The sequence below is a fragment of the Devosia lucknowensis genome, assembly GCF_900177655.1.
In the GTDB taxonomy this organism is placed as follows: Bacteria; Pseudomonadota; Alphaproteobacteria; order Rhizobiales; family Devosiaceae; genus Devosia; species Devosia lucknowensis.
Window position 1 is genome coordinate 896264 of sequence record NZ_FXWK01000002.1, and the last position, 25087, is coordinate 921350.

The following is a 25087-nucleotide window of genomic DNA, read 5'->3' on the forward strand; positions in this document are numbered from 1 at the left end:
GTCCAGTGCAGCGCCATCAGGCGTTATTGTCATACTATTGCGCCTGTGATTAGGTCGGATCGAGAATGAAGCAAGGCGGGGGTGGCATGGACAGGTCCGGTGGACGCGCACGGCATTCGGGTGATCTCATTGCCGCGCTTTCGGGCCGGAGCCTGGCACGCAACCTCCATTCGGACGTGCTGTGGGAATTGGGCCTCGCCATCGTTTCGGGCACCTATGCGCAAGGCGCGATCCTGCCGTCGGACGGCGAATTGCTGGAGCGCTTCGGCGTGTCGCGCACTGTGCTGCGCGAAGCGCTGAAGACACTGGCCGCCAAGGGGCTGATCGAGGCCCGCGCCCGTATCGGCACGCGCGTCCTGCCGCGTAACCGCTGGAACCTGTTCGATGCCGACGTGCTGGCCTGGTTCTTCGAACTGGGGCCCGACGTTTCGTTTCTGCGCAGCCTTGCCGAGGTGCGGATCGGGATCGAGATCGAGGCGGCCGCGCTGGCGGCCGAGCGCTGCGGGCCGGACGAGGCCGCCGAACTGGTCGGCTGGGTCGACCGGATGGCCGGTTCGGTGACGCCGGCGGATTTCGCGCGGTTCGACCTCGAGTTCCACAAGGCCGTCGCCGAGGCTTCGGGCAATCCGTTCATGGCTTCGATCAGCGCGCTGGTTGAAATGGCGCTGACAGCGGCGTTCACGATTTCGTCGCCGGTGAACGATCCGGAGGCTCTCGCCGTTACAGTGGGTGTTCACCGGCGCATCGCCGAGGCCATTCGCGACGGCAATGCAGACGAAGCACGCCTCGCCATGCGGGACGCGATCTCGCAGGGCTTCGACCGCGCCGCCGGCCGGATGGAGGCCGCGGCTTCGACCTGAAGCCCGGGCATAGTTGTGTGACAGTGCGAAAGCCACTCCATGAGCTGGCTGCATGGCACCTATGCAACAACTTTTTGATCTAGTCGGCGTTGCGAGTTTGTCCAACAACCGGGCGACTTTTGTAACGGGTACCAATGTGACGCGTCATCACACCCCCCTGCCCAATCGCCGAGCGGTTCTGGCAGGGATAGGTTTTTCACTGTTTCTCGCTTCCACCACATCGCTGACCCGCCCGCTGCTGGCGCAGCAAGACGAGCGCTTTGCGTTCGACTTCGACAGTTTCAGCGCGCGCATGAAGGCCATGGCCGCCGCCGAGCACCAGCCGGTGACGGCGGAAATTCCGGCCGCCTTCAACAGCCTCGATTATGACGCCTATCGGCTCATCCAGTATCGGGGCGAGGCCAGCAAGTGGGCAGGCGATGCCGCGGGCTATCAGTTGCAGGCATTTCACCTGGGCTGGCTCTATAACGAACCCGTCAAGGTCTACGAGATCGAGGGCGGGGAAGCCCATCCGATCGGCTTTGGCGCGGCGGACTTCGACTATCACAATGCCGAGGTGGGCGCGGCCGCCCAGGCGGAGGCGTTTCCGGGCGTTGCGGGTCTGCGTGTCAACTATCCGCTCAACCGCGCCGATGCGATCGACGAGCTCGTGACGTTCCTTGGTGCGAGCTACTTCCGGGCCCTTGGACGCAACAATATCTACGGGGCCAGCGCCCGTGGGCTCGTGCTCAATTCATGGGTCGACGTGCCGGAAGAGTTTCCGCGCTTCTCCGAATTCTATGTCGAAAAGCCGAACGAGGGCGCGCCCCTGGTCGTTTACGCGGCAATGGAGAGCCCGAGCGTGACCGGGGCTTACCGCTTCGTCATCACCCCCGGCAGCGACGCGTCGCAGGAAACCGTCATGGACGTGACGGCGCGCCTTTATTTCCGCACCGACGTCAAGGAACTGGGCGTTGCGCCGCTGACCTCGATGTTCCTTTATGCCGAGGCCAATCGCGGCGGGTTCGACGACTATCGTCCGCAGGTGCACGACAGCAACGGCCTGCTGGTCGAACGGGAGAGCGGCGAGGTCATGTGGCGCGCGCTCAACAACAGCGCCTGGCTGGGCAATTCCTATCTGGCCGAAACCAATCCCAAGGCCTTCGGGCTGTACCAGCGCGGCCGCGACTTCGAGGCCTACCAGGATGCCGGGGCCCATTACGAGCGCCGCCCCTCGGTGCGCGTCGAGCCCGTGGGCCAGTGGGGCCAAGGCATGGTGCGACTGGTGGAAATTCCCGCCAAGCTCGAAGCGGACGATAATATCGTGGCCTTCTGGATTCCGGCCGAGCCTGCGCTTGCGGGCGAGGAACGCGAATACAGCTATCGGCTGATCTGGGGCGATCTCAACCCGGAAGACACTGTCGGACTGGCCTATGTGGCCGAGACCCGCGGCGGTGTCGGTGGTGTGTCGGGCGTGGAAAACGCGTCCAACCTGCGCAAGTTCGTCGTCGACTTCAAGGGTGGCGAGCTCGACACCATGCCAGCGGGCACGCCCATCGATGTTCTGGCCACTGTTGGCGGCGGCGTGATGCGTACCTCGGTTTTGTCACGAATTGATGCGAATGGCGCGTGGCGTCTCGTCATGGATGTCGAGGCCGAACCCGGCGCAACGCTGGAACTCAAGGCCTATCTGGTGGGCCTGGGCAAGAAACTGACTGAAACCTGGCTCTACCAGTGGAGGCCCGCCGCATGAAGCATGCCGCCGATTTCCCCTTCGTGGCCGGACTTCCGGACGCACCCCTCCACATGCCCAAGCAGCAATTGGAACCCAGACGCTCGCTGATGCAGGCCATCCGCGCGACGCTATGGTCCTTTGCGGGCCGTTGAGGGCCACGATCGGCATGTACAGGCCGGCCCTTCTGCGCTGCATCGCCCTCATGGCGGCCGCCGGCCTCAGCCTTGCCGGGGCCTGGCTGTTCCTGCGCTTTACCGGGGAAGGTGGCCTCAACGCTCTCGATCTAGTGCGCTTCGTGCTTGTGGCGGTCAGCGGCTTCTGGCTCGTCTGGGGCAGCACGGCCGCCGTGCTCGGCGTGTTCACGCCTGAGCGCAGGCCGACCCCGGTGCAAACACCGCTCAAAAGCCGCACGGCGGTCCTCGTGCCCATCTACAACGAGGACCCGGTCGCCACATTCTCTCGCGTCGCGGCAATGAACCGGAGCCTCGTGCGCCTCGGGGCCGCCGAGCATTTCCACTTCGCCATATTGTCCGATACGCAGGCAATCGAACTGGCCGCCGAGGAAGTGGTGCAGTTCGAGCGGCTGATCACCGAGCCGCTGAGCGAAGGCCGCATCTTCTATCGCCGGCGCGAGCGCAATGTCGGACGCAAGGCCGGCAATATCGAGGACTTCGTTTCCCGCTCGGGCGGTGCCTACGATTTTGCCCTGATCCTCGATGCGGACAGCCTGATGGAAGGCGAGACCATCGTCGCCATGGCGCGCCGGCTCGAGGACGATCCCAGGCTGGGCCTGTTGCAGACCGTGCCGACCATCATCAATGCGCGGACACTATTCGGCCGCTCCATCCAGTTCGCCGCGGCCTACCTGTCGCCCACCTTCGCGCGCGGGGCCGGGCTGATGCAGGGCGCGGAGGGACCCTATTGGGGCCACAACGCGATGGTGCGGATGCGGGCCTTCGCAGCCAGCTGCGGACTGCCCGAACTTTCAGGCACCCCGCCATTCGGCGGGCATATCCTCAGCCATGACTATGTCGAGGCGGCGCTGTTGTCGCGCGCCGGCTGGACCGTGGCGGTCGATCCCGCGCTCAAGGGATCCTACGAGGAAGCGCCGGACAATCTCATCGAATACGCCAAGCGCGACCGGCGCTGGTGCCAGGGCAATCTGCAGCACGGTCGGCTGCTGCTGGCGCCCGGGCTCAAGGCCTGGAGCCGCTTCACCTTCGTTCAGGGCATCATGGCCTATCTGGCTTCGCCGTTCTGGCTGCTGCTGCTGGTGGCCAGCATTGCTGGCGCCATGTTGCCGAACCTTCCCGCGCTGCTGCCCGGCTTCGAGCCATCGGCCATCCCCATGTGGGTGCTGGGCGCGGCCGTCGCGGCGATCCTCGTCGTGCCCAAGCTGATGATCCTGGTGCGTGGCCTGTTCGACGGGCAGAACCGGCGCTTTGGTGGCACGCCAACCGTGCTGCTTTCGGTTTTGGGTGAAATCGTGCTCTCGACGCTGCTGGCGCCGACCATGCTGCTGATGCAGAGCCGGTCGGTGGTGCAGGTGCTGCTGCGGCTCGATGGCGGCTGGCCCGCCACCCAGCGCGGACAGACGCTGGTGCCGCTCGGCGATGCCCTGCGCGCCAGCTGGTGGATGGTGGCGATCGCCGCTGTCGCCCTTGGCAGCATGCTGATCGCTGCGCCCCAGGCGGCGCTCTGGCTGGCACCGGCCACGCTTCCCGCAATGCTGGCGCCGCTGCTGATCTGGGCCACGTCGCGGCCGACCCGTCGGGCGCTGCCGCGCCTGTTCCGCAGCGACATGGAAGCGGCTCCGTCGCCTGTTATCGTGGAGCAGCGCCGGCTGCTGGCGGCCTGGACCCAACCGCGCACTGCAATCGAAGGTCGTGCCGCCCCGGCGGCCGTGACGAGGACATCGCCCCATGTCGTTGCCTGACGGCGCCCATCCATCTCAGGCCCATGCCGTCTGGCACCGGATCAGCGCGGCGCTGGTGCCGCAGGTTTCGCGCGATGTCAGCGGGGTGGCGGCGGCACGCGATCCCCGGCTCGACATGTTCCGCGGGCTGGCGCTGGTGATGATCTTCATCAACCACGTGCCGGGCACGATCTACGAAACGCTCACCAACCGCAATTTCGGCTTCTCGGACTCGGCGGAGGCCTTTGTCTTCATGTCGGGCATGGCGGCGGGCCTCGCCTATTCCGGCGCCTTTCGCAGCGGCACAATGTGGACGGCGCTGACCCGCGTCTGGGCGCGGGCGCGGCACCTTTACTTTGTCCATATCGCCATCACGATGATGTGCCTCGCGATCTTCGCGGCGGCGGCGCTGTGGTTCGAGATGCCCGCGGTTCTGCTCAAGAACAATGTCGAGCCGGTGCTGCGCTATCCGCTGCAGTCGCTGATCGGCATTCCGCTGTTGAGCCACCAGCTGGGCTATCTCAACATCCTGCCGCTCTACACGATGCTGCTGCTTGCCGCGCCGATCTTCATCATGATCGGGATCAGGCGACCCTGGCTGACGCTGGCGCTGTCGGTCGCGCTCTGGGCGCTGGCCGGGCAATTCCGCATCAACCTGCCCAATTTTCCCAATGCGGGCGGCTGGTTCTTCAATCCCTTTTCCTGGCAGATCCTGTTCGTCATCGGCCTCTTGTCGGGCATGGCGATGAAGCGGGGCGAGACCTTCATTCCATTCAACCGGACGTTGTATGGCGCGGCCGCGGCGTTCCTCGTCTTCGTGCTGTTCTGGGTGAAAATTCCGGAGCTCGGCGCTCTTGGCCGTAGTGGCCTGGGGCTCCTGGCCGATGCCGGCGCGCCCTTCTACATCACCTGGTTCGACAAGACGTTCCTGGCGCTGCCGCGGCTCCTGCATGCGCTGGCGTTGTTCTACGTGCTGGGACACATGCCGCTGATGATGCAGTTCGCGGCCTCACGCTATGCCGCGCCGCTGCGGGCCATGGGCCGGCAGGGCCTTGCGGTGTTTGCGACGGGCACGGTGCTCAGCATTTTCCTCCAGGTGGTCAAGACCCCGCGCCAGCCCGACCCGCTCTTTGACGGCATGATCCTGGGCGGCGGCATCCTGGCGCTCTTCGCGCTGGCCACCATGCTGAACTACACCGCGTCCCTGCGCGCCAAAACCGCCGCCGCCAAGGCCGCGCGCGCATAGGCGAGATCCTTCGGGAGGCGGCAGCCTGTCAGGGAGAGACGCCAGATCAGCTGCGCTTTCTCGCGGTGACCTCGATCTCGACCTTGATCTCTTCCACCGGGAAGCCGCAGATGATGGTCGTATTGGTCGGGCGAGGATCAGAGAAGGTTTCGCCCAGCACGGTCGACACCGTCATCACGTCCTTGCGGTCGGCGATATAGACGTTGAGGCGGACGATGTCGGCGAGCGTGGCGTCGGCCTGTTCGAGGGCACGAGCGATGGTGCGCAGCGACTGGCGGGTCTGCTCTTCGGGATCAGGCGAGATGGTTCCGTCTTCATTGTGACCGGCCGTGCCTGACACGAACACCCACTCGCCATCGACGAGGGCGCGGGAATAACCGGCGAGCTTTTCGAATTTCGAGCCGAAGGAAATGGCGCGGCGATCTGTCGACATGATGTGGTCCTCGAAAGTGTGCTTAATGATCAGATGATCACCGGGTCAGGGGAGGCGTGCGCAGATGCGCGCCGAACGGGCCGGGCTGCGGCAGATCAGGGTGTGCCGGTGGTCTCTTCTTCCGACGCCAGGATGTCGAGCAACAGGTCCTGCGAACCTTTGATGTCAGCCTCACAGGCGAGGCCCAGCGCGATCCAGTCGCGGCTCCGGATAGCCTCGATCATGGCTTCGTGCTGGTCGGTGAAGCCGGCGCGGTGTTCGGTCTTGAGCAGATCGCGCATGCGGTCGGAGAGGAAGCGCACGTAGGGTCCCGAGCGCAGCCAGAGGTTTTCGATCTGGCTGAGCAGTACGCGGCTGCCCGCGGCCTGATAGATGTGGAAGTGGAAAGCGCGGTTGGCCGCGGTCATCTCGGTATTGGTTCCGGCGCTGGCGCTGGCGCGATGGTGGGCGAGGATCTGCTCGAGCGTGACGATATCGGCCTCGGTGAGCCTGGGTCCGGCGATGCGGGCGGTGGCGCCCTCGACGATCATGCGCGCCAGCGTGATGTCGCGCAGTTCCGTCGCGGTGATGGCCGGAACATAGGCCGTGCCCGAGGCGGAAATGCTCAGGGCATTCTCCGATGCCAGGCGCCGCAGCGCCTCGCGCACCGGCATGTGGGAGGTATGGAACCGCTCGGACAGGGACGCGATGGTGAAGGCTTTTCGTGCTTCGAAGGCCCCCGACATCAAGGCGTCGCGCAACTGCTCATAGACAAGGTCGTGCACCGTCTTGCGGGACGAGACGGGCTTCAACTCGCCGGTCGAGAATTTGCTTTCGAGCAATCCAATACCCTTTCCCATCGGCCGGCATCCCTACTCTTTGCTAGTATGATCAACCGCCACCCACCGCAACTCGGAAATACCGCTAGCCAAGCTGCCGGACGAAGGCGGTCATGCGGTCCAGCGCCGTATCGATCTCGTCCAAGGACAATGATCCGAAACAAACGCGCAGGCGTCCTTCGCCGGCGGCGCCGTAGAAGCTGCCTGCCTCGGTGACCACGCCGGCTTCGTCCATCAGGCGCTCGGCCAGGGTCTGCGCCGGCAGACCGAGGGCGGAAATGTCGGGGAAGGCATAGATGGTACCCTGCGGCCAGGGGCAGGTGATGCCGGAAATCTGGTTGAGGCGGGTGACGACGCGGTCGCGCTTGGCGCGGTCGTCGGCAATGAGATCTGCGAGGATCGCGGGATCGCCGCTGAGCGCGGCAAGCGCGCCTTCCTGGATGAAGGTGTTGACGTGGGTCACGTCATTGGCGGTGATCTTGAGGATGGCGCCAACCGCCGCCGCGGGCGCCGCGAGGTAGCCGATACGCCAGCCGTCCATTGCATAGCTTTTGGTGAAGGCGAAGAGCGTGACCGTGCGCTCGGCCATGCCGGGCAGGGAGGCGATGGAGATGTGCCTGGCCTCGTCATAGACGATTTCCTCGTAGACCTCGTCCGAGACCACGATCAGGTCGTGGCGGATGGCGATGTCGGCCAGCGCCGTCAGTTCCTCGCGCGAATAGACGCGCCCGGTCGGATTGCACGGGTTGATCAGCACGATCATCTTGGTGCGCGGCGTGACGCTGGCCTCGATGCGGGCAGCGTCGATGGCGTAGTCATTGGCCGCGTCGAGCGGGACCGGCACCGGTACACCGCCGGCCAGTTCGATCTTGCCGATATGTTGCGGATAGTAGGGTTCGAGCAGGATGACTTCGTCGCCGTCGTCGATAAAGGCCATGAGGGCGGCATAGGAGCCGTGGGTCAGGCCATTGGTGACGACGACCTCGTCGGGCGAAACCTCCATGCCGTTCTGTCGCGCCAGCTTTTGCGCAATGGCCTCGCGCAGGGGCAATATGCCGGGCAGGTCCGAATAGTGCACCTTGCCATCCTCAATGGCGGCGATGGTGGCATCCTTGATGTGCTGGGGCGTGTCGGCGAACGGCTTGCCCAGCTCCATATGGATCAGGTCTTCGCGGCCGCTTGCGGCAGCGCGCGCATACATGCCGAAGGATTTTTTCGAAGTGCCGGTGATGCGGCGGGCGAGTTGCTTCATGTCACATATCCTGACGGCAGTCGTGGTCGTGCGGGCGTGCGATCATCGGGCGAACCTGTCCTTGAGACGGGCCTGGATGAGCGCAGCCGAGGCGACGATGGGCGTAAAACGATGGAAGGGCAGCGGGCGCAGTGGCCGCAGCGGAATGGGCAGCTGGTCGGGGTCTTCGCCCTGGGCAGCGCGGGCCAGGACGCGGCCCAGCTGGGCGGTCATGGCGATGCCGCGGCCATTGCAGCCGATACCACCGAACCAGCCGTCATCCATCTGGTAGAGCCGCGGCAGGAAATCGGGCGTCATGGCGGCGACGCCGGTCCATACCACTTCGGGCGTGACGGCCTGTGGCAGGCCGAGTTCGCTACTGAGCCGTTCGGCGACGGTGCGGCCAAGACGGTCAAAAGCGCCGAACGGGATGGCCGCCATACCGCCGCTGATCAGGCGATTGTCGCGGTCGAGCCGATAGGTAAAGAGGTTTTGCCTCGTATCGCCGACGGGCCGGCCTTCGGGCGCGATGCGTCGGACTGTGTCGGCATCCGCCGGCGAGGTCGCGATCTGATAGACACGCAGGGGCACGGTCGAGCGGCCCATGCGCGCGGCGATGCCCATTGTAAATGCATTGGTACACTGAAGCACTTTTTTGGCGATCAGCGTCGCGCCTGAGCGCGTGGTGAGGCGCCAGCCGCTGCCATCGCGGGTGACCTTGTCGACGCTTTGCCCCTCGTGAACGGTGCCGCCGCGACGGCGGACGGACTGGACGAGGCCCCGCAGATAATCGAGCGGGTGGATGGTGCCGCCTTCCGCGTCGAGCAGCGCGCCGGAATAGATGTCCATGCCCGTCTGCTGACGGGTCTCGTCGGCATCAAGAAAGGTGACGGGGCGGCCCAGGTCCCGCCAGAGGGCAGCGCGGGCCCGGAGCATTTCGGCGCTCGCAGCACCGAAAGCCGGGTTGAGCCAGCCGACCTGTCGAGCGTCACAGTCGATACCGTCTTCCGCGATGGTGCGGAAAACCGCGTTGGCGCCGTCTCCCACGAGCCGCAGCAGCGCGTTGCCGCCCTGCTCGCCCAGCTTGGCCCGTACCGCATTGGGGTCGGCCTTGGCGAAATTGGGAACCACGAAACCGGCATTCATGCCGCTGGCGCCGGCGCCGATTTGGCCCGCCTCGAGGACCGCAACCGAGCGTCCGGCAATAAGCAGTTCGCGCGCCGCGGTAAGGCCGGTGAAGCCGCCGCCGATCACGGCGACGTCGACGGATTGCGGCGGCGTCCCATCGGTTTCCGCCGGCAGGCGTGCGGTGCGCGTCCAGAGCGTATCCTTGGCAGGGCTGGGCATGGTCAGGTCCGGATCCGCGGATCGAGCAGGATGTAGAGAAAATCCACGATCAGGTTGGCGATGACGATGAAGAAGCCGGCCAGCATGACCACGCCGATGATCACCGGCCGGTCCTGGGTCTGCACCGATTGCACGGCCAGCGAGCCGATGCCCTGGAGGCCGAAGACCTGCTCGGTGACCAGCGCTCCGCCCAGCAGTGCGGCGATATCGGCGCCGAGTTGGGTGGTGAGCGGCGAGAAGATCGAGCGCACGCCGTGCTTGTAGACGACCTTGCGCTCGGAGAGGCCCTTGGCGCGCGCCGTGCGGATATAGTCCTCGCCCAGAACCTCGAGCAGCTGGCCGCGCGTCAGTCGGGCATAGATGGCAGCCGAGGTAAAGGCCAGCGTGAACCAGGGCAGCATCAGGTGCCAGGCCCAGAGACCGGGATTGGGGAGAAACGGCTTGAATCCGCCCGGTGGAAACAGCGTGAAGCCGGCCTGACGCGGCACGAAATAGAGAAAATAGAGGGCTGCCATTCCGAGCACGAATGAGGGGAAGCTCACTCCGATCAGGACGAAACCCTGGCCCAGGCGGTCCAGAAGGCTGCCCGGCCGTCGCGCGGACATGATGCCGATGGGAATGCCCATGAGCAGCCAGAGGATGACGGCGCCGACGCAGAGCGAAACGGTCGCCGGCATGCGATTGCTGATGAGGTCGAGCACAGGCTGCTGGTTGCGATAGGAATAGCCCAGATCGCCACTGAGGCTGCGGCCTACAAAACTGAGATATTGCTCGAAGATCGGGCGATCGAGGCCCAGGTTTTCGCGCACCTGCGCCACCTGGGCTTCTGTCGCGCGCTCGCCGGCGACGACACGGGCCGGATCTCCGGGGGCGACGAAGAACAGCGTGAAGACAAAGCCGCTCAGCATCACGAGGACAAGTGCGGCAAAGCCGATGCGGCTGGCGATGAAACGGATCATGGCGCGCTCCTCACGGACGTCTTTTTCTTCTTGAGCGCTTTGTGACGCATGCTGGCGGGATCGAGCGCGTCGCGCAGGGCGTCACCCAGGATATTGAAGGACAGGGTGGTGAACAGCAGCGCCAGGCCGGGGAAAAGCACCAGCCACCAGGCGAACATGTAGATGGAATTGTTGGCGGCCTCCGCCAGCATGCCGCCCCAGCTGGGCGCCGGTGGCACGATGCCCAGGCCGAGGAAGGACAAGGTTGCCTCGAAGATGATCGAGGTGGGCACCATCATGGTCGTATAGATGATGATCGGCGCCCCCAGATTGGGCAGGATGTCGGTGACCATGATCGACAGGTGCCCGGCGCCCATCGAGCGCGAGGCGGTGACGAATTCGCGTTCCCTGAGCGAAAGCACCTGGCCACGGATGACGCGACCCATGGTGGTCCAGGAAAAAAACACAATGACGGTGAGGCTGAGTGGCAGGCTGGGGCCGAACACGGCCACCAGCGAGAGCATGCAGAGCAGCACAGGGATGCTCATGACAAGATCCATCAGCCGGCCAAGGACCACATCGATCCAGCCGCCGAAATAACCGGCGACGAGGCCGACGGTGACGCCGATCATCGCGGCCAGCAGCGAGGCGACAAGGCCGATGGCCAGGGAAATGCGGGCCCCGTGGGCCAGGCGAACAAGGACGTCGCGCCCCAGCTGATCGGTACCGAAGAGAAATTCGCCGCCGGGCGGCACGGGCAGGCCGGTGGGGGTGAGGCCGATATCGAGGAACTGCGCGGTGGGGCCGTGGCCGGTCAATGCCGCGATGCCGTCGGCGCCGATTGCCGCGGCCACCAAGGCGATGATGAACAGCATGGCCAAGAGGCCGGCGCGGTCGGCGAGGAGGCGGCGCAGGGTGAGCTCGAGCGAGCCGCGCTGCTTGATTTCGGCGCTCATGGCGTGGCTCCCGACGACAGCGGATCGGCAAGGCCGCCGCTCTTGCGATAGTGCGGATCGGCCGCCGCCAGCAATTCGCGCGTATAGGGATGCTGGGGGTGATGGTAGAGCGTCTCGGTCTCGCCGCGCTCGACCACCTGGCCCGCCTTCATGACGAGGATTTCGGAGCTGACATGACGGACGACCGCCAGATCGTGGGAGATGAACAGGTATGACAGTCCCAGTTCGCGCTGCAGCCTGGCGATGAGATTGAGAATCTGCGCCTGGATGGAGACGTCGAGGGCGGAGACCGGCTCGTCGAAAATGATGATCGAGGGATTGAGCGCCAGGGCGCGGGCAATGCCGATGCGCTGGCGCTGGCCGCCGGAGAATTCGGAGGGGAAACGATTGTAGTGCTCGGGGTTGAGCCCGACGATCTCCATCAACTCGCGCACCTTGTTCTTGCGGGCGGCGCCGTGGGCGACCTTCTGGATGCGGAAGGGGCCGCCGATGATCGAACCAACGCGGCGGCGAGGATTGAGCGAGCCGAACGGGTCCTGGAAGACCATCTGCACACGCTTGCGCATCTCGATCCAGTCGCGCCGGTCGAGGCCGAGAACGCTCTGGCCTTCGATGGTCACGTCGCCCGACGTGGGCGGCAGCAGGCCAGCGATGATGCGCGCCAGGGTCGACTTGCCACAGCCGCTTTCACCGACGATGCCGAGCGTCCTGCCGCGCGGCAGTTCAAGGCTGACACCCTTGAGCACTTCGAGATTGATGTTCTTTCCAAACAGCGAACGGCCGCCATAGGTGAGCCGGACGTCGGACACCTTGACGACGATATCGGAGTCCTGCGCCAGGGCGGGCGCCTGATCGGGAGCGGCGGGAAGGGCGGCGGGGGTGTCCGACGCCTTGGCTTCGAGCCAGCAAAGCGAGCGCGTGCCATCGGCGAAACTGCGCAGCGGCGGGCGCTCCTTGCGGCAGATATCCATGGCGGCGGCGCAGCGTGGCGCGAAGGCGCAGGCCTTCTGCTCGAGAAGGAGGCTCGGGGGCTGGCCGGGAATGGAGGGCAGGGCGCCGCGCGTCTCGTGGCTGGGCGACGAGCGCAGGAGGCCCAATGTGTAGGGGTGCGCCGGCGCGGTCAGCACTGCGTCGCCCGGGCCGCTCTCCATACGATTGCCGGCATACATGACCATGGCATGATCGGCGATGGACGAGAGCAATTCGAGATCGTGCGTCACCATGATGATGGCCGTGCCCAGTTCGCGCCGCATCTCGTTGAGGAGCGCGATGATCTGGGCCTGCACGGTGACGTCGAGGGCCGTGGTCGGCTCGTCGGCAATCAGCAAAGCCGGGCGCAAGACAATGGCCATGGCGATCATGACGCGCTGGCGCATGCCGCCGGAAAACTGATGCGGATAATCGTGGACGCGCTTGTCGGGATCGTGGATGCCGACGCGGCCCAGAATGTCGACGGCTTCGCGCAGCGCTTCGGCCTCGCTCACCTGGCGATGGGTGCGGATGGCTTCGACGATCTGCGCGCCGACAGTGTAGAAGGGATGCAGGCTCGAAAGCGGATCCTGCGAAATCATGGCAATCCGGTTGCCGCGCAGCCGCTGCATGTCCCTGGCCGGGAGATCGAGCAGGTTCTTTCCCTCGAAGATTATTTCGCCCGAAATGACGGCGCCGGGCAACAGGCCCATGATGGCCTGGGACAAGACGCTCTTGCCCGAGCCGGATTCTCCGGCAATGCCGAACAGCTCCTCGGCTGCCACGTCGAAGGACACGTCCCGGGCGGCGTGGACATGCCCATCGCCGGTCGGAATGTCGATGGTGAGGTGACGAACGGAAAGAACGGTCATGAACGGAGAGGTCGCCCGGGCCTGAAGTGGGGAGGCCGGTTGCGCCGGCCTCCTGGGATTGGTGTCGCGATCAGCGGCTCAGCCAGACATTGGTCCAGTCGCCATTGCCGCCAGCGGCATAGGGCAGGAAGTTCTGCACTGCGGCACCGTGATAGAGAACGGTGGTCTGCGAGATCAGCGGCACGGTGGGCGGGTTGGCCATGACGATTTCATCGACCTGGTTCCAGAGCTTGGCTGCTTCCTCGAGATCGGACGTTGCCAGTGCCTTGGCGGCGATCTCGTTGGCCTCTTCGTTGTTGTAGTCGGAGAAGTTGAAGGTGCCGTGGGTGCCGTCATAGGTATATTGCGGCTGGAAGATCGAGCGCGCTGCGCCACCCGGCCAATCCGGCGACCAGCCCGATGGGACGAGATCCCACACGCCGTTGAGCGCGTTGTCGAAATTGGTGATGAGGCGCGGGTAGAAATCCGAAGCCGGGGTCGGCACCAGTTCGACCTTGAACCCGGCGGCTTCAAGGCTCGCCTGCAGCACCTGGGCCTCCGCCGCGCCATTGCCGGCATTGCGGAACGGCATCTTCAACGACAGGCCATCGGGATAGCCGGCTTGTGCCAGAAGCTCCTTTGCCTTGGCCGGGTCGCCTTCATTGTTGTTGGTCGGATAGGGCGCGAAATCGTGGTGGCCCAGAATGCCCAGCGGGAAGATGCCGTTGAGCGGCGTCGCAAATTCGGGCCCGCCCAGCTGCTGGACGATGGCGGCCTTGTTGACGGCATAGTTCAGCGCCTGGCGCACCAGCGGATCGCGCAGCGCCCCATCATTGTTTTCCGAAACGGTGTTGATCCAGATCATGCGCGAGCTGCCTTCGGCCAGCGTCGAGATTTTCTCGTCGCCCTGCATGGTCAGCATCTGCACCGTCACCGGCGGCACGTTGATGTCGTAGAGCATGTCGCCGTCGCCCGACTGCAGCTGCTGCATGGCGGCATCGGGCTGAACGCCGGCAACAACCTCGATGGTGTCGACATAGGCCTTGCGCAGCGGATCGCTCTCGGCCTGCCAGGCCGGGTTGCGCACCAGGGTCACCTGCGTATCGGGCGTGTAGGAGTCGATGGTGTAGGGGCCGCTCGAAATGAAGTTCTCGCGATATTCCGGGCTGTCGGGAAGGTAGTCGAGCACTTCCACCGGCGCCGGCGTCGTGACCGGCAGGGTGAGGAGATAGATGAAGTCGTTGGCCGCATATTTGAGGCGGAAGACAACCGTGTCGTCCGAGGGCGTTTCGATGCCTTCGACGTCCCCGGCCTCAATATAGGCCTTCATGGCCTCGACGGTCGGCTCGACGTCGGCAAAGCCGGCACAGAACTCGGCATAGCCAACGATCAGGTCTTCGAAATAGGACACGGCCGGATTGGGCAGCGAGGGATTGCAGATGCGCATGAAGCCGCGCTCGATGTCGGCCGCCACGATCTGGCGCGCTCCATCAGGCGCATCCCAATTGGCGCCCTGACGCAGCTTGAACGTGTAGGTCAGGCCCTCATCGGTGGGCACGGGAACGCTGTCGGCAAGGTCGGCCTGCGGCGCGATCTGCTCGTCGGCGTCGTTGGAGGCCGCGAAGTTGATCAGCTGGCGGGTGACGGCGCGGAAGAAGCTGCCGGTGTCCGCCGTGGCCGGCGGCACGGTGTCGAAGCGGTCGATTTCGGCGGTGCCCAGCACGCGCAGCGTACCGCCGGTCTGGGCATCCTGCGCCAGTACGCCCGTCGATCCCAACAAGGCGAGCGTCAGGCCCGCCAGAGCCATCCTGGCAGATGTGCGATGTGTCATTTGTTCCCTTTCTGCCCTTGCGGCAGTTCCCTTCAGCCCCGTGATCGCAGTTAAGCATCCCCTCAGGCGCCGGCGACCAGTGTCTGAGCATTTGATCAAACGCATGCATAGTAGGGGCCCGGTTGTGGCGATGTCAACGCGGGGCATCCCGCAAAAGCGCGTGCAACAGTCGCTTCGGCAGTTTTGTGATTTTTTGATCAAACGACTTTACAGCTGCCGGTGATGCCGACACATTAGCGCCGCACATCGGCCGGTCGCGGCCCGACATCCCGTGCGCGCCGGAGGATTTTTTATATGGCTGCCATTGCTTTAACCAACGCTACCGTGTTCGATGGACGCCGTGACGAAGCCATTCCGGGCATGAACGTGCTCGTCGTCGATGGCCGGATCGAGGCCGTCACCGATCAATCCATCTCCGGCAAGGGCGTCACCGAATACGATGTCGGCGGCCGCACGCTGATGCCGGGCCTGATCGACGCACATGCCCATGTCTTTGCCATCAACCTCGTCGCCGAGCACGACCGCAACATCCCGCTCACCGAGATGACGGCGCGCGCCGTGCCGCGCATCCGCAAGATGCTCGATCGCGGCTTTACCAGCGTCCGCGATGTGGCCGGCGGCGATGTCGGCATCCGCAATGCCATCGCCGGGGGCTTTATTCCAGGGCCACGTCTTTTCGTCGGCGGGCCCGCGCTCAGCCAGATCGGCGGCCACGGCGATCACCGCAGCACAACCGACGAAAGCCTCGATATCGACCTCAATTCGAGCGCCTTCTACTTCACCTGCCGCATCGTCGAGGGTGTCGACAATCTGCGCAGCGTCGTCCGCAACGAATTGCGCAAGGGCGCCGACCACATCAAGGTACTGGCCTCGGGCGGCGTCGGTTCGCCCACGGACGCCATCGACGTGCCCCAGTATAGCGAAGAGGAAATCCGCACCGTGGTGCGGGAAGCCTCGGTGCGCGGCAAATATGTGTGTGCGCACGCCTATGAAAGTGCAGCGATCGCCCATTCCATCCGCGCCGGCGTCCGCACCATCGAGCACGCCAACCTGATCAACAGCGAAACCGCCAGCATGGTCGCCGCTGCCAATGCCTTCGTCGTGCCGACGCTCGTTGCCTACGAAGTGACTGCACAGCACGGCGAGCGCCTTGGCCTTTCCCCCTATGTCATGCAGAAGCTCAACATGGTCAACGATGCCGGCATCGTCATGCTCGGCCTTTGCGAGGACGCAGGCGTCAAACTCGGCTTCGGCACCGACCTGATGGGCGACATGGAATTTGCCCAGCTGCAGGAATTCACCATCCGCGCCCGCGTGCAGCGTCCGGTGGACGTGCTGAAGTCGGCGACGTCGGTCAATGCGGAAATCGTTCAGCGCCCCGATCTGGGCGTCATCGCGCCCGGTGCCACAGCCGACATCATCGTTGTCGACGGCGATCCGCTCAAGGACATCGCCATCCTCACCGAACCCGAGAAAAACCTGCGCCTGATCATGAAGGAAGGCCAGATCTACAAGACCGATCTCGGCGCCAAGTCCGCCTGAGCCCTTCCTTTCCAGCGCGAGTGCCGCCCATGACTTCTCAAGACCCGCTGACCTTCGATACGCTCTACAGCGAACCGAGCATCATCGGCACCCTGCCGATCGCGCCGGCCTGGTCGGCCGACAGCGAGCGGCTGGCCTTCCTGTGGAACGACGAGGGACACACCTTCAAGGACATCTGGGTCTGGGACAAGGACAGCCAGACGCGCCGGCGCGTCACCCATCTGGGCGCCGGCCGGACCAGCGGCGAGCCCTCCGGGATCTCGGAGCTTGCCTGGGTGAATGCCGACCAGCTGGCCTTTGTCTTGGCGGGCCAGCTTTATCGCACGGACCTGAGCGGCACGATCCAGCCGCTCGCCATCGGAAGCTCCGGCATCACCGCGCTGGCCGCGTCGCCGGATGGCAAGGTGCTGGCGTTTCGCTCGGGCAACAGCCTCGTGGTCGTCGCGGCCGATGGTGCAGGCCAGCCCAGAACGATTCTGAGCGGCTCCACCTTCGTCGGCGTCGAGTCCTTCCAGTGGACGGCAGATGGCCGCCTCGTGCTGGTCGAGGCGGACGACACCAATACCCGCAAGATCGAAATTCCCTACGACGCTCAGGGCGAAGCGCGAAAGGACCGGTTCGTACGGGCCTTCCCCGGCGATCTCCTGACGCGCCGCCGCGTCGGCCTCGTGAGTGCCGCTGGCGGCGATGTCACCTGGTTTGACCGCTTGGACGCGGAGGATGCCATCTGGGGCTATGGAGTCTCGCCAGATGGCAAATCGGTGTTCGTCAGCAGCAGCGATCTTTCGATCAAGAACTACACGATCTTCACCTTCGACGCCGAAACCGGCGCCCGGACGACATTTTATGCTGCCCACGATCCCATAAAGATCCGACCGGACTGGCAGGTCGCCTTCGCGCCGGACGGCGATGGGCTTATCGTCCTCAGCGATCCCGATGGGTTCAACCACCTCCATCGCCTGCGACGGGCCGGTGGCGCGCTCGAGCCGATTACGGCCGGTCGCTGGGAGATCGCCGAGTTCTTCCTCGATCCCAAAGGCACGGTTCACTTCATTTCCAACGAGGCGCACCCGGCAGAACGCCACCTCTATTCGGTCCGGATGACGGGTGGTGACGTGACGCGTATCACCGGTCCGGCCGGCATCCATGTGCCCACCCTGGCTCCGGATTTTTCCGTCTTCGCCGATCTCTTCAGCGACGACATGACCCCGCCCGAACTTTTCGTGCAGTCGCTCGGCACGACCGACACGCCCCATCAAGTGACCCAGTCGCCCTTGCCCGCTTTTGCCGGGCGCAGATGGGCGAGCGTGCGCTACGTCCCCTTCAAAAGTCACGTCGATGGCGCAGAGCTCATGGCCCGCGTCATGCTGCCTCACGGCTTCGAGCCCAACGGCACCCATCCGATGGTCGTGGGCTCCGTTTATTCCGATGGCTTGCTCAACCAGTGGGGTGGCCGCGCGGCTCATCCAAGCTGGGGCATAGACCAATATCTGGCGTCTCGCGGCTTCGTCGTCGTCAGTCCCGAAATCCGCGGCAGCTTCGGTCGCGGCAAGGACTGGAACCGCGCCATGCTCAACAGCTATGGCACGCAGGATATCGAGGACATCGCCGATTGCGTCACGACGCTTTGCGAGCTCGGCTATGCGGACGCCAAGCGCGTCGGCATCTGGGGTTCGAGCTATGGCGGCCTCATGACGCTGATGTCGCTGTTCAAGAAGCCCGGCTTTTATGCCGCGGGCTTTGCCGGGGCACCGGCCACCAATGTCTGGCATGCCTATCCCGAGCAGGGCTGGATCATGGGCCTGACCGAAGGGGAGGACTACATCGAACGCTATCGGGCCCAGTCGGCCCTGTTCCATACTGCCGGCCTCGAAGATGCCCTGACCATCCTGCATGGTACCAAGGACGAAGTGGTTCTCTACGCCGACACGATGGCCCTCGTTGAAAAGCTCATCCGTCAGGGCAAGACGTTCGAGCTGGTCTCACTGCCCGGCACCGGCCACGCTTGGGCGAAACAAGACCGCACCCTCACCCGCTTCGCCTACGGCAAACTGGCGGCCTTCTTCGAGAGACACCTGAAGTCGTAGGCGGGAGCACACTGCCGGATAGCTGCTTTTGATGGTGATGCCGATTTCGAGCACAAACCTCGAAATCGGCGTGGCACCATGCGCCCGCTACTGCGTCGCCTGCCGTGTCCAAACCAGCATTTCGCCGGGCTCCCGATTGTCCCACAGATGATAGGGCACCAGCCGGACCGTAGTGGTTTGGGTGTTAGCGGCCTTTTCAGCGTAGAGGTCTGCCCCCCAGGTCTCGGCATTTTCGCGCAGTGCCGGCAGATCGATGGCGATGGCACCGCGCAGATCGGGGATAGCGGCGGTTTCCGCCCGGCCGAGGCCGCGCTGGAGCAGGATGGAGTTGAGGCCGGTGCCATTGTCGGTGGCTTCGAGGCAATAGACCAGCGGGCCGCGCATCACGGCGACGCGGCCGGCATCCTGACGGACGCGGGGATTAGCGCGCAGGACGCGCGGCTCGAGCGGAAGGTCGAGGGCAAGGCGATCGCCCTTCTGCCAGGTGCGGTCGAGCCGAGCATAGCCATCAGCATCGACTGCGAGGTCGACGTGCTGGCCGTTGACGGCGAGTTTTGCGCCGCGGGCCCAGCCGGGAATGCGGAGGGACACGGCGAAGCGGGCCGCGGTTTCTGGCTCGATGGCGATGTCGATGGCGCCTGACCAGGGGTAGTCGGTATTCTGGGTCAGGGTGAACCTGGCGCCGTTGGCGAGGACAACGCGAGCCTCGCTCTGCGCGTAGAGGTGAATGGCGATTTCGTCATCGGCGACGGCGTAGATGTAGGAGCCGAGGGAGGTCACCAACCGCGCGATATTGGGCGGGCAGCAGGGACAGGCATGCCAGGTCCAGCGGTGGTGCTTGCCGGTGGATTCGAGGGGATTGTCGTAGAAGAAGGTTTTGCCATCGGTCGAGAGGCCGGTGATGGCGCCGTTGTAGAGCGCCTGCTCCATGGTATCGGCATAGACGCGCTTGGGGCCGCGACCGAGCATGCGCGAAGCCCAGAAGACGAGGCCCACAGAGGCGCAGGTCTCGGCATAGGCGGTGTCATTGGGCAGGTCGTAATAGTCGGTGAAGCCTTCGTTGGATTCAGCCGGGCCGATGCCGCCGGTAATATACATCTGCTTCTGCGTAAGGTCGGCCCAGAGCGTTTCGAGCGCGGCGGTCAGGCTGTCGTCATTGTATTCGGTCGCAAGGTCGGCCATGGCCGAATAGAGATACATGGCGCGCACGGCATGGCCGACCACCTTGGTCTGTTCGCGCACCGGAAGATGGGACTGGTTGTATTCGAGCGTGTTCTTCTGGACGCCCTTGGGATCGCGATTGTGGGCGACCGCTTCCTCGATGAAGAAGTTGGGCGCTTGGCCGCGCTCGTCGACGAAGAATTTCGCCAGGTCCATATAGGCCTGGTTGCCGGTAACGCGGGCGAGCCGGACCAGGGCCAGCTCGATTTCCTCGTGGCCGCAATAGCCGGGCACCTGGCCCGGGCCCTTGCCGAATTTTCTGACGCAGTAATCGGCCATGCGGCACATGACGTCGAGAAACTTGCGCTTGCCGGTGGCCTGGTAATAGGCAACCGCGCCTTCGATCATGTGGCCGGCGCAGTAGAGCTCGTGGAAATCCCTGAGATTGGTCCACTTCCATTCGGGCTTGATGCGCTGAAAGAAGGAATTGAGGTAGCCGTCCTCGTCCTGCAGCTTCTCGTACATGTCGATGATGGCATCGGCCCGGGCTTCAAGCTCCGGGTTGGGCTTGCGATAGAGCGAATAGGCGATGGTCTCGATCGATTTGCCGAGGTCGCTGTCCCAGAACATCTGCGGCGTGCCGAGCCAGTGGATGATGGGAATGACGATGCCCGGGCTCGGCACATCGGGGTTAACCTGTTCGAGCATGCGCGCTTCCACGCAGCGATCGAGCAGGATGGCGGCGGTATGGTCGCAGACGGCGTCCTGCCAGTCGCCCCAATAGCCGCCAACGGTGACGGAGGGGACGGGCAGGGGACGGAACTGACGTGTGCTCAAAGGGGTCATTTGGCTTTCCATGGTCATTTGACGGCGCCGGCCATGAGGCCGCGCATGTAGTAGCGTTGCAGAAGGAGGAAGACGACGAGGCAGGGGATGGTCATGACCATGACGCCCGCCTGCACCGCTCCCCAGTTGATGGCGCCGAGCCGACCGGCACGGACGGCGGTCATCAGCACCGGCAGGGTGTATTTGTCGTTGTCGGAAAGCAGGATCAGCGCCGCAAGGAACTCGTTCCAGGCGTTGAGGAAGGCGAAGATGCCGACAGTGGCAATGCCGGGCATTACCAGCGGCAAGAGCACGCGAACCAGAAGCGTCCAGTCGTTGGCGCCATCGATGCGGGCCGCCTCCTCGATTTCGCGCGGCACGGCGTCAAAGGCGTTGCGCATCATGAACACAGAGAAGGGCAACTGCAGGGTGACATAGACCAGCATCAGCCCGACAAGCGAATTGTTGAGCCCGAGCCGCGCCAGGATGATGAAGAGCGGGGTGAGGATCGACTGGAAGGGGATCATCAGCGTGGCGATGATCAAGACGAAGAAGACATTCTTGAGCGGGAAGCGGAAGCGGGAAAAACCGTAGCCGGCCAACACCGAGACAAGGACGGTGAGGACGACCGTGCCCAGAGACACCAGCAGCGAATTGACGGTGTGCTGCCAGATGCCGGCGCCGAAGAGGTCAAGCGTCGCATAATTGTCGAAGCTGATGCCCGTGGTCGGCCAGGGCGGCAGCGGCGGGGTCGCGGCTTCTGCGCCCGGGCGCAGCGAGGCAAGGCCGGCCCAGATGAACGGCGCAAGGAAGAAGAACGAGGCGAGGACGCCAAAGGCGTGAAAGCCGATATTTCCCAGGCGTTTGCGGCCGCGGATGGGGGCGTTGGCAAAGTCGGTCATTTGTCTTCGTCCTCGCGCAGGAGCCAGAGCTGGATGACCGAGAGCGCGACGAGGATGCCGAGGAGCGCGATGGACAGCGCCGAGCCATAGCCGAGCTGGAAGGACACGAAGGACTGGTTGAAGATGTAGTAGACCACCGAGATCATGCGGTTCTGGGGGCCGCCCGAGGTCATGATGTAGAACTGATCGAAGGCCAGCACCGAGCCGGTGACTGAGAGGATCAGCGCCAGCGCCAGGGTGCGGCGCATCAGCGGCAGGGTGATCATGCGGAAGCGCTGCCAGGCGGTGGCACCGTCGATGCGGGCCGCCTCGATGAGGTCGGTCGGGATGGACTGGAGGCCGGTAAGCAGGATGATCATGGTAAAACCCACGATCTTCCACACCACCATGACGATGATGGTCCAGAAGGCGCCGTCGAAGGTGGCAAGCAGGTTGGCACTGCGTCCAGTGACGCCGAACATCCTGAGGATGGGGCTGAAAAGCCCGCTGTCGACATTGGCGAGCCACACCCAGAGCAGCGAAGCGGTGGCGAGGCCGACCACGACCGGCATGAAGAAGATGGTGCGGTAGGCGCCGACGCCGCGCCGCTCGCGCTCGACAAACAGGGCCAGCGGGAAGGCCAGCGCGAAAATGGCGATGGTGACGATTACGGTGTAATAGCCGGTGAAACTCAGCGCCGACAGGAAGCGGTTGTCGGTCAGCATGCGCGTGTAGTTGCCAAGCCCGATCCAGCTCGGCGACCCCAGGAGTGGCCAGTTGTGAAAGCTCATCCAGACGGTGAACACAACCGGAGCGATAAAGAAGACAATGACCAGCGCCACGGCCGGGGCAATGTAGAGAAGGCCCAACCATTGTCGACGCGCGGAGCCGCGGAGGCGGGGAGCCGTTGCGGTCGCAAGAGGCGAGGCGGCGGTGATGGTCATGGTCGGCTCCGGCTACAGGCGAGGCTCGGTACGGGTGGGAACACCCCCACCCGGCCTCCCCCTGAAGGAGGGGGAGGAGAAGGGACAGCGTGTGACTGTAGGACCTGCCACACACTCAGAGCTGCCCCTCCCCATTCTTCAGGGAGTGGTTGGGTGGGGGTTCTGACCCCACCACCCCTGCTCGACAAACGCTTAGGGCGCGTTGTCGATGATCGACTGCATTTCGGCCTGGGCATTGGCGAAGGCGCCATCCACGTCGTCGCCGTAGATCGCGGCATTCGTGAACGTGGCCCAGGGGCTGTTGGCGCTGTTGATCAGGTCGTTGAAGAGCAGCGTATAGGGCGTTTTGGCGACGCTGATCGCGTCGACGGCGACCTGCAGGCGCGGGTCGAGGCCTTCGAGCGTCTCGGAGGCGATGTCGAGCCGGGTCGGCAGCGAGCCGTTCTGTGCCAGGATTTTCTGACCCTCGGGAGAATAGGCGAACTCGATGAATTCCTGCACGGCCGCGAGGCGCGGCGTGCCCTTGGTGACGACGATATTGTCGCCGCCGGCAAAGGACGAGGTGCCGCCATCGATGCCGGGAATCATGATGACGCCGAAATCGACATCCGGGTAGTCATTGATCAGCGAGCCCATGCCGAAGGCACCGATCGACTGGTGGCCGATCTTGCCATTGGTGAAGCTCATGAAATTGACGCCGTTATCGGTGGCCGAGCCTTCGGGCACCAGGTCCTTTTCAACCATCGAGCGATAGGCGTCGACGGCGGCGCGCATCTGTGGCGTGTCGAGGGTGGCGGTTTGGCCATCCTCGGAGAGAATGTCGGCACCCGAAGCCCAAGTGAGCGGGGTGAAGGTGAAGATCATGCAGCCGCCGCAATTGCCGCCCGAGAAGTAGAAGCCGTAATTGTCGCCGCCGAGGGCGCGGATCTTTTCGCCATTGGCTTCGACTTCCGCCCAGCTGGTCGGGCCGACTTCGGGGTCGAGTCCGGCCTGTTCATAGAGGCCCTTGTTCCAGGCGAGGATCGAGGTTTCAACGAGGAGTGGCAGGCCATAGACCTTGTCCTCATAGGTGCCGAGCTTGACGTGCGATGGCGCGAGGTCGTCGAAATATTCAAGGCTCGAGGCCCAGGGCGTCAGGTCTTCGAGCTGGCCGGCCGCAGCGAAGGCAGGTGTATAGATAAGATCAAGCGAGAGGGCATCGGGGGCCTGACCGCCGGCAATGGCCGTCGCATATTTCTGCACCAGCTCGGCGAAGGGCACTTCGGTCAGCGCGATCTGGTTTTCGTGGCTGGCATTGTAGGCGTCGGCCAGCGCGGTAAAGGCGGTGCCGATGCCGGTGCGCACCCACATGTTGATGGTTTCCTGTGCCATGGCATTGGACACCAGGCACAGCGAGGCAAGACTGGTCGCAGCCAGTAGTTTGCGGATCATGGTTTCACTCCTCCCAAAGTGGACCCGTACGCCGGTCCTCGCGTTTTCAGCTGCGGGGACCACCCCCGCAGGATTGTCTGACCACAAGCGTGCAGGGCAGCTTGCGAATTCCCGGCGCGACGGCCTCCCCCGCCGCCAGAGCCAGAACCAGGCGGCCGGCTTCGCGGCCCAGTTCCTTCAGATTCATGTCGATCGTGGTGAGCGGCGGGCGCGTGGCTTCGGCCACGATCTCCCAATTATCGAAGCCGACGACCGAAACATCGGCCGGAAGCGACACCCCGCGCTCGCGCAGGGCATCGACGACGCCGCGGGCAATCTGGTCGTTGCCGCAGAAGATGGCATCGGGTTTTTCACCCGCTGCATCCCAGAGCCGGGCGACGGCTTCGTGTCCCCATTGCTCGGACCATGTGCCGAACAGCACTTGGGCATCGGCTCCGACCGCGGCTCGGTAGGCACCCGCACGCTCTTCCACCGAGGCAAAGCTGCGCGGCCCGGTGACATGCACGATGCGTTGCCGCCCCAGACCCTTGAGCCACTCGACGGCCTCGCGTGAGCCCGCCGCATCGTCCGAAACCAAGCTCACGCCATTTTCCGGCGCCTGGGTGAAGGCATAGACCACCGGTACGGAGAGGTTTTCGAGATCCACCGGCAGTTGCCGGTCGATGCGCTTGCCCGAAGCGATGATGCCGTCGACCTGCTTGTCGAGCATGGCATCGACATGGATTTTGGCCAGCGCCGGATCATCTTCGATGGCGCAGAGGAAGACCGAGACACCCTGATCGACCAGCGCCTCGGAAACCCCGGCCATCAGCGGCAGGGTGAAGCGGCCATAGGTGTCATTGGTCAGGAGGCCAATGGTGAAGCTGCGCTGGTGCAGCAGCGCCCGCGCCATGGCGTTGGGGCGAAAGCCGAGCCGAGCCGCCACATCCTTGACCCGACTGCGGGTCTCATCGGTCATCCTGCCGGTGTCGTTGAGGGCCTTCGATGCCGTGGCGATGCTGACGCCGGCGGCAGCGGCCACGTCGTAGATCCGGACACGCGTGCTGGTGCGAATTGACATCAAACGCCTTGAGAAAAGGATTTCTTAAGCGAGGTTAAACCTTTTCT

Annotated in this window: 20 protein-coding genes; 7 read left to right on the plus strand and 13 right to left on the minus strand. The window is 64.4% G+C overall.

Features of this window, described 5'->3' with window-relative positions; all coding sequences use genetic code 11:
* Nucleotides 1–65 precede the first annotated feature (65 nt).
* From CCK88_RS16735 to CCK88_RS16750, 5 genes are all read left to right on the plus strand, one after another.
* Nucleotides 66–860 carry a FadR/GntR family transcriptional regulator gene (locus tag CCK88_RS16735; protein WP_244557570.1) on the plus strand — a complete coding sequence of 265 codons (795 nt, stop codon included), beginning with the start codon at nucleotides 66–68 and terminating at the stop codon, nucleotides 858–860.
* 136 nt (nucleotides 861–996) lie between these two features.
* A complete protein-coding gene (locus CCK88_RS16740; protein ID WP_244557571.1) occupies nucleotides 997–2592 on the plus strand; it encodes an OpgD/OpgG family glucan biosynthesis protein in 1596 nt (531 codons plus the stop codon).
* Nucleotides 2589–2726, plus strand: a complete 138-nt coding sequence (locus CCK88_RS18515; protein ID WP_170926536.1) for a hypothetical protein — start codon at nucleotides 2589–2591, stop codon at nucleotides 2724–2726. Before CCK88_RS16740 ends, CCK88_RS18515 begins: the two co-directional genes overlap by 4 nt.
* A gap of 14 nt (nucleotides 2727–2740) precedes the next feature.
* On the plus strand, nucleotides 2741–4510 hold the full coding sequence (gene mdoH / locus CCK88_RS16745) for a glucans biosynthesis glucosyltransferase MdoH (protein ID WP_086471707.1): 1770 nt from the start codon (nucleotides 2741–2743) through the stop codon (nucleotides 4508–4510).
* Nucleotides 4497–5735, plus strand: coding sequence for an OpgC family protein (locus CCK88_RS16750; RefSeq protein WP_086471708.1), 1239 nt, complete (start codon nucleotides 4497–4499; stop codon nucleotides 5733–5735). Before mdoH ends, CCK88_RS16750 begins: the two co-directional genes overlap by 14 nt.
* Nucleotides 5736–5781: 46 nt before the next feature.
* Here CCK88_RS16750 and CCK88_RS16755 read toward each other — a convergent pair whose 3' ends face one another.
* The 8 genes from CCK88_RS16755 to CCK88_RS16790 all read right to left on the minus strand — a co-directional run bounded on the left by CCK88_RS16755 (nucleotide 5782) and on the right by CCK88_RS16790 (nucleotide 15109).
* Nucleotides 5782–6168 carry a RidA family protein gene (locus tag CCK88_RS16755; RefSeq protein ID WP_086471709.1) on the minus strand — a complete coding sequence of 129 codons (387 nt, stop codon included), beginning with the start codon at nucleotides 6166–6168 and terminating at the stop codon, nucleotides 5782–5784.
* 95 nt (nucleotides 6169–6263) lie between these two features.
* Nucleotides 6264–7007: a GntR family transcriptional regulator gene (locus CCK88_RS16760; protein WP_086471710.1), complete on the minus strand. Its 744-nt coding sequence runs from the start codon at nucleotides 7005–7007 to the stop codon at nucleotides 6264–6266.
* A gap of 64 nt (nucleotides 7008–7071) precedes the next feature.
* Complete coding sequence (locus CCK88_RS16765) at nucleotides 7072–8238, minus strand: pyridoxal phosphate-dependent aminotransferase (RefSeq protein WP_086471711.1); 1167 nt, start codon at nucleotides 8236–8238, stop codon at nucleotides 7072–7074.
* 42 nt (nucleotides 8239–8280) lie between these two features.
* Nucleotides 8281–9564, minus strand: coding sequence for an NAD(P)/FAD-dependent oxidoreductase (locus CCK88_RS16770; protein WP_086471712.1), 1284 nt, complete (start codon nucleotides 9562–9564; stop codon nucleotides 8281–8283).
* Nucleotides 9565–9566: 2 nt separating this feature from the next.
* On the minus strand, nucleotides 9567–10523 hold the full coding sequence (locus CCK88_RS16775) for an ABC transporter permease (protein WP_086471713.1): 957 nt from the start codon (nucleotides 10521–10523) through the stop codon (nucleotides 9567–9569).
* On the minus strand, nucleotides 10520–11458 hold the full coding sequence (locus tag CCK88_RS16780) for an ABC transporter permease (protein ID WP_086471714.1): 939 nt from the start codon (nucleotides 11456–11458) through the stop codon (nucleotides 10520–10522). The genes CCK88_RS16775 and CCK88_RS16780 overlap by 4 nt, the downstream gene beginning before the upstream one ends.
* Nucleotides 11455–13299, minus strand: coding sequence for a dipeptide ABC transporter ATP-binding protein (locus CCK88_RS18840; RefSeq protein ID WP_086471715.1), 1845 nt, complete (start codon nucleotides 13297–13299; stop codon nucleotides 11455–11457). The genes CCK88_RS16780 and CCK88_RS18840 overlap by 4 nt, the downstream gene beginning before the upstream one ends.
* 70 nt (nucleotides 13300–13369) lie before the next feature.
* Nucleotides 13370–15109 (minus strand): ABC transporter substrate-binding protein, encoded by a 1740-nt coding sequence (locus CCK88_RS16790; protein WP_244557572.1) that lies wholly within the window; start codon nucleotides 15107–15109, stop codon nucleotides 13370–13372.
* Nucleotides 15110–15403: 294 nt separating this feature from the next.
* On the opposite strand from CCK88_RS16790, the gene CCK88_RS16795 reads away from it, so the two are divergent.
* Together CCK88_RS16795 and CCK88_RS16800 are read left to right on the plus strand one after the other, a co-directional pair.
* Entirely contained in the window at nucleotides 15404–16651 is a 1248-nt protein-coding gene (locus tag CCK88_RS16795; protein ID WP_086471717.1) for a metal-dependent hydrolase family protein, read from the plus strand.
* A gap of 29 nt (nucleotides 16652–16680) precedes the next feature.
* Nucleotides 16681–18738 carry a prolyl oligopeptidase family serine peptidase gene (locus CCK88_RS16800; protein WP_086471718.1) on the plus strand — a complete coding sequence of 686 codons (2058 nt, stop codon included), beginning with the start codon at nucleotides 16681–16683 and terminating at the stop codon, nucleotides 18736–18738.
* An 87-nt stretch (nucleotides 18739–18825) separates the two neighbouring features.
* Here the strand turns inward: CCK88_RS16800 and CCK88_RS16805 are convergent, their stop codons facing one another.
* The 5 genes from CCK88_RS16805 to CCK88_RS16825 form a co-directional block, all read right to left on the minus strand.
* A complete protein-coding gene (locus CCK88_RS16805) occupies nucleotides 18826–20745 on the minus strand; it encodes a glycoside hydrolase family 127 protein (protein ID WP_086472017.1) in 1920 nt (639 codons plus the stop codon).
* Nucleotides 20746–20759: 14 nt separating this feature from the next.
* Nucleotides 20760–21626, minus strand: coding sequence for a carbohydrate ABC transporter permease (locus CCK88_RS16810; RefSeq protein ID WP_086471719.1), 867 nt, complete (start codon nucleotides 21624–21626; stop codon nucleotides 20760–20762).
* Complete coding sequence (locus CCK88_RS16815; protein ID WP_086471720.1) at nucleotides 21623–22549, minus strand: carbohydrate ABC transporter permease; 927 nt, start codon at nucleotides 22547–22549, stop codon at nucleotides 21623–21625. Before CCK88_RS16815 ends, CCK88_RS16810 begins: the two co-directional genes overlap by 4 nt.
* Before the next feature lie 192 nt (nucleotides 22550–22741).
* A complete protein-coding gene (locus tag CCK88_RS16820) occupies nucleotides 22742–23980 on the minus strand; it encodes an ABC transporter substrate-binding protein (protein WP_086471721.1) in 1239 nt (412 codons plus the stop codon).
* A 46-nt stretch (nucleotides 23981–24026) separates the two neighbouring features.
* Entirely contained in the window at nucleotides 24027–25040 is a 1014-nt protein-coding gene (locus CCK88_RS16825; RefSeq protein ID WP_086471722.1) for a LacI family DNA-binding transcriptional regulator, read from the minus strand.
* Nucleotides 25041–25087 lie beyond the last annotated feature (47 nt).

Coding starts and splice junctions, on each gene's coding strand:
- CCK88_RS16800 (WP_086471718.1), top strand. CDS start 16,681: ATGACTTCTCAAGACCCGCTGACCTTCGATACGCTCTACAGCGAACCG.
- CCK88_RS16815 (WP_086471720.1), bottom strand. CDS start 22,549: ATGACCATCACCGCCGCCTCGCCTCTTGCGACCGCAACGGCTCCCCGC.
- CCK88_RS16795 (WP_086471717.1), top strand. CDS start 15,404: ATGGCTGCCATTGCTTTAACCAACGCTACCGTGTTCGATGGACGCCGT.
- CCK88_RS16810 (WP_086471719.1), bottom strand. CDS start 21,626: ATGACCGACTTTGCCAACGCCCCCATCCGCGGCCGCAAACGCCTGGGA.
- CCK88_RS16825 (WP_086471722.1), bottom strand. CDS start 25,040: ATGTCAATTCGCACCAGCACGCGTGTCCGGATCTACGACGTGGCCGCT.
- CCK88_RS18515 (WP_170926536.1), top strand. CDS start 2,589: ATGAAGCATGCCGCCGATTTCCCCTTCGTGGCCGGACTTCCGGACGCA.
- CCK88_RS16805 (WP_086472017.1), bottom strand. CDS start 20,745: ATGACCCCTTTGAGCACACGTCAGTTCCGTCCCCTGCCCGTCCCCTCC.
- CCK88_RS16760 (WP_086471710.1), bottom strand. CDS start 7,007: ATGGGAAAGGGTATTGGATTGCTCGAAAGCAAATTCTCGACCGGCGAG.
- CCK88_RS16775 (WP_086471713.1), bottom strand. CDS start 10,523: ATGATCCGTTTCATCGCCAGCCGCATCGGCTTTGCCGCACTTGTCCTC.
- CCK88_RS16735 (WP_244557570.1), top strand. CDS start 66: ATGAAGCAAGGCGGGGGTGGCATGGACAGGTCCGGTGGACGCGCACGG.
- CCK88_RS16780 (WP_086471714.1), bottom strand. CDS start 11,458: ATGAGCGCCGAAATCAAGCAGCGCGGCTCGCTCGAGCTCACCCTGCGC.
- mdoH (WP_086471707.1), top strand. CDS start 2,741: ATGTACAGGCCGGCCCTTCTGCGCTGCATCGCCCTCATGGCGGCCGCC.
- CCK88_RS16770 (WP_086471712.1), bottom strand. CDS start 9,564: ATGCCCAGCCCTGCCAAGGATACGCTCTGGACGCGCACCGCACGCCTG.
- CCK88_RS16790 (WP_244557572.1), bottom strand. CDS start 15,109: ATGACACATCGCACATCTGCCAGGATGGCTCTGGCGGGCCTGACGCTC.
- CCK88_RS16765 (WP_086471711.1), bottom strand. CDS start 8,238: ATGAAGCAACTCGCCCGCCGCATCACCGGCACTTCGAAAAAATCCTTC.
- CCK88_RS18840 (WP_086471715.1), bottom strand. CDS start 13,299: ATGACCGTTCTTTCCGTTCGTCACCTCACCATCGACATTCCGACCGGC.
- CCK88_RS16820 (WP_086471721.1), bottom strand. CDS start 23,980: ATGATCCGCAAACTACTGGCTGCGACCAGTCTTGCCTCGCTGTGCCTG.
- CCK88_RS16755 (WP_086471709.1), bottom strand. CDS start 6,168: ATGTCGACAGATCGCCGCGCCATTTCCTTCGGCTCGAAATTCGAAAAG.
- CCK88_RS16750 (WP_086471708.1), top strand. CDS start 4,497: ATGTCGTTGCCTGACGGCGCCCATCCATCTCAGGCCCATGCCGTCTGG.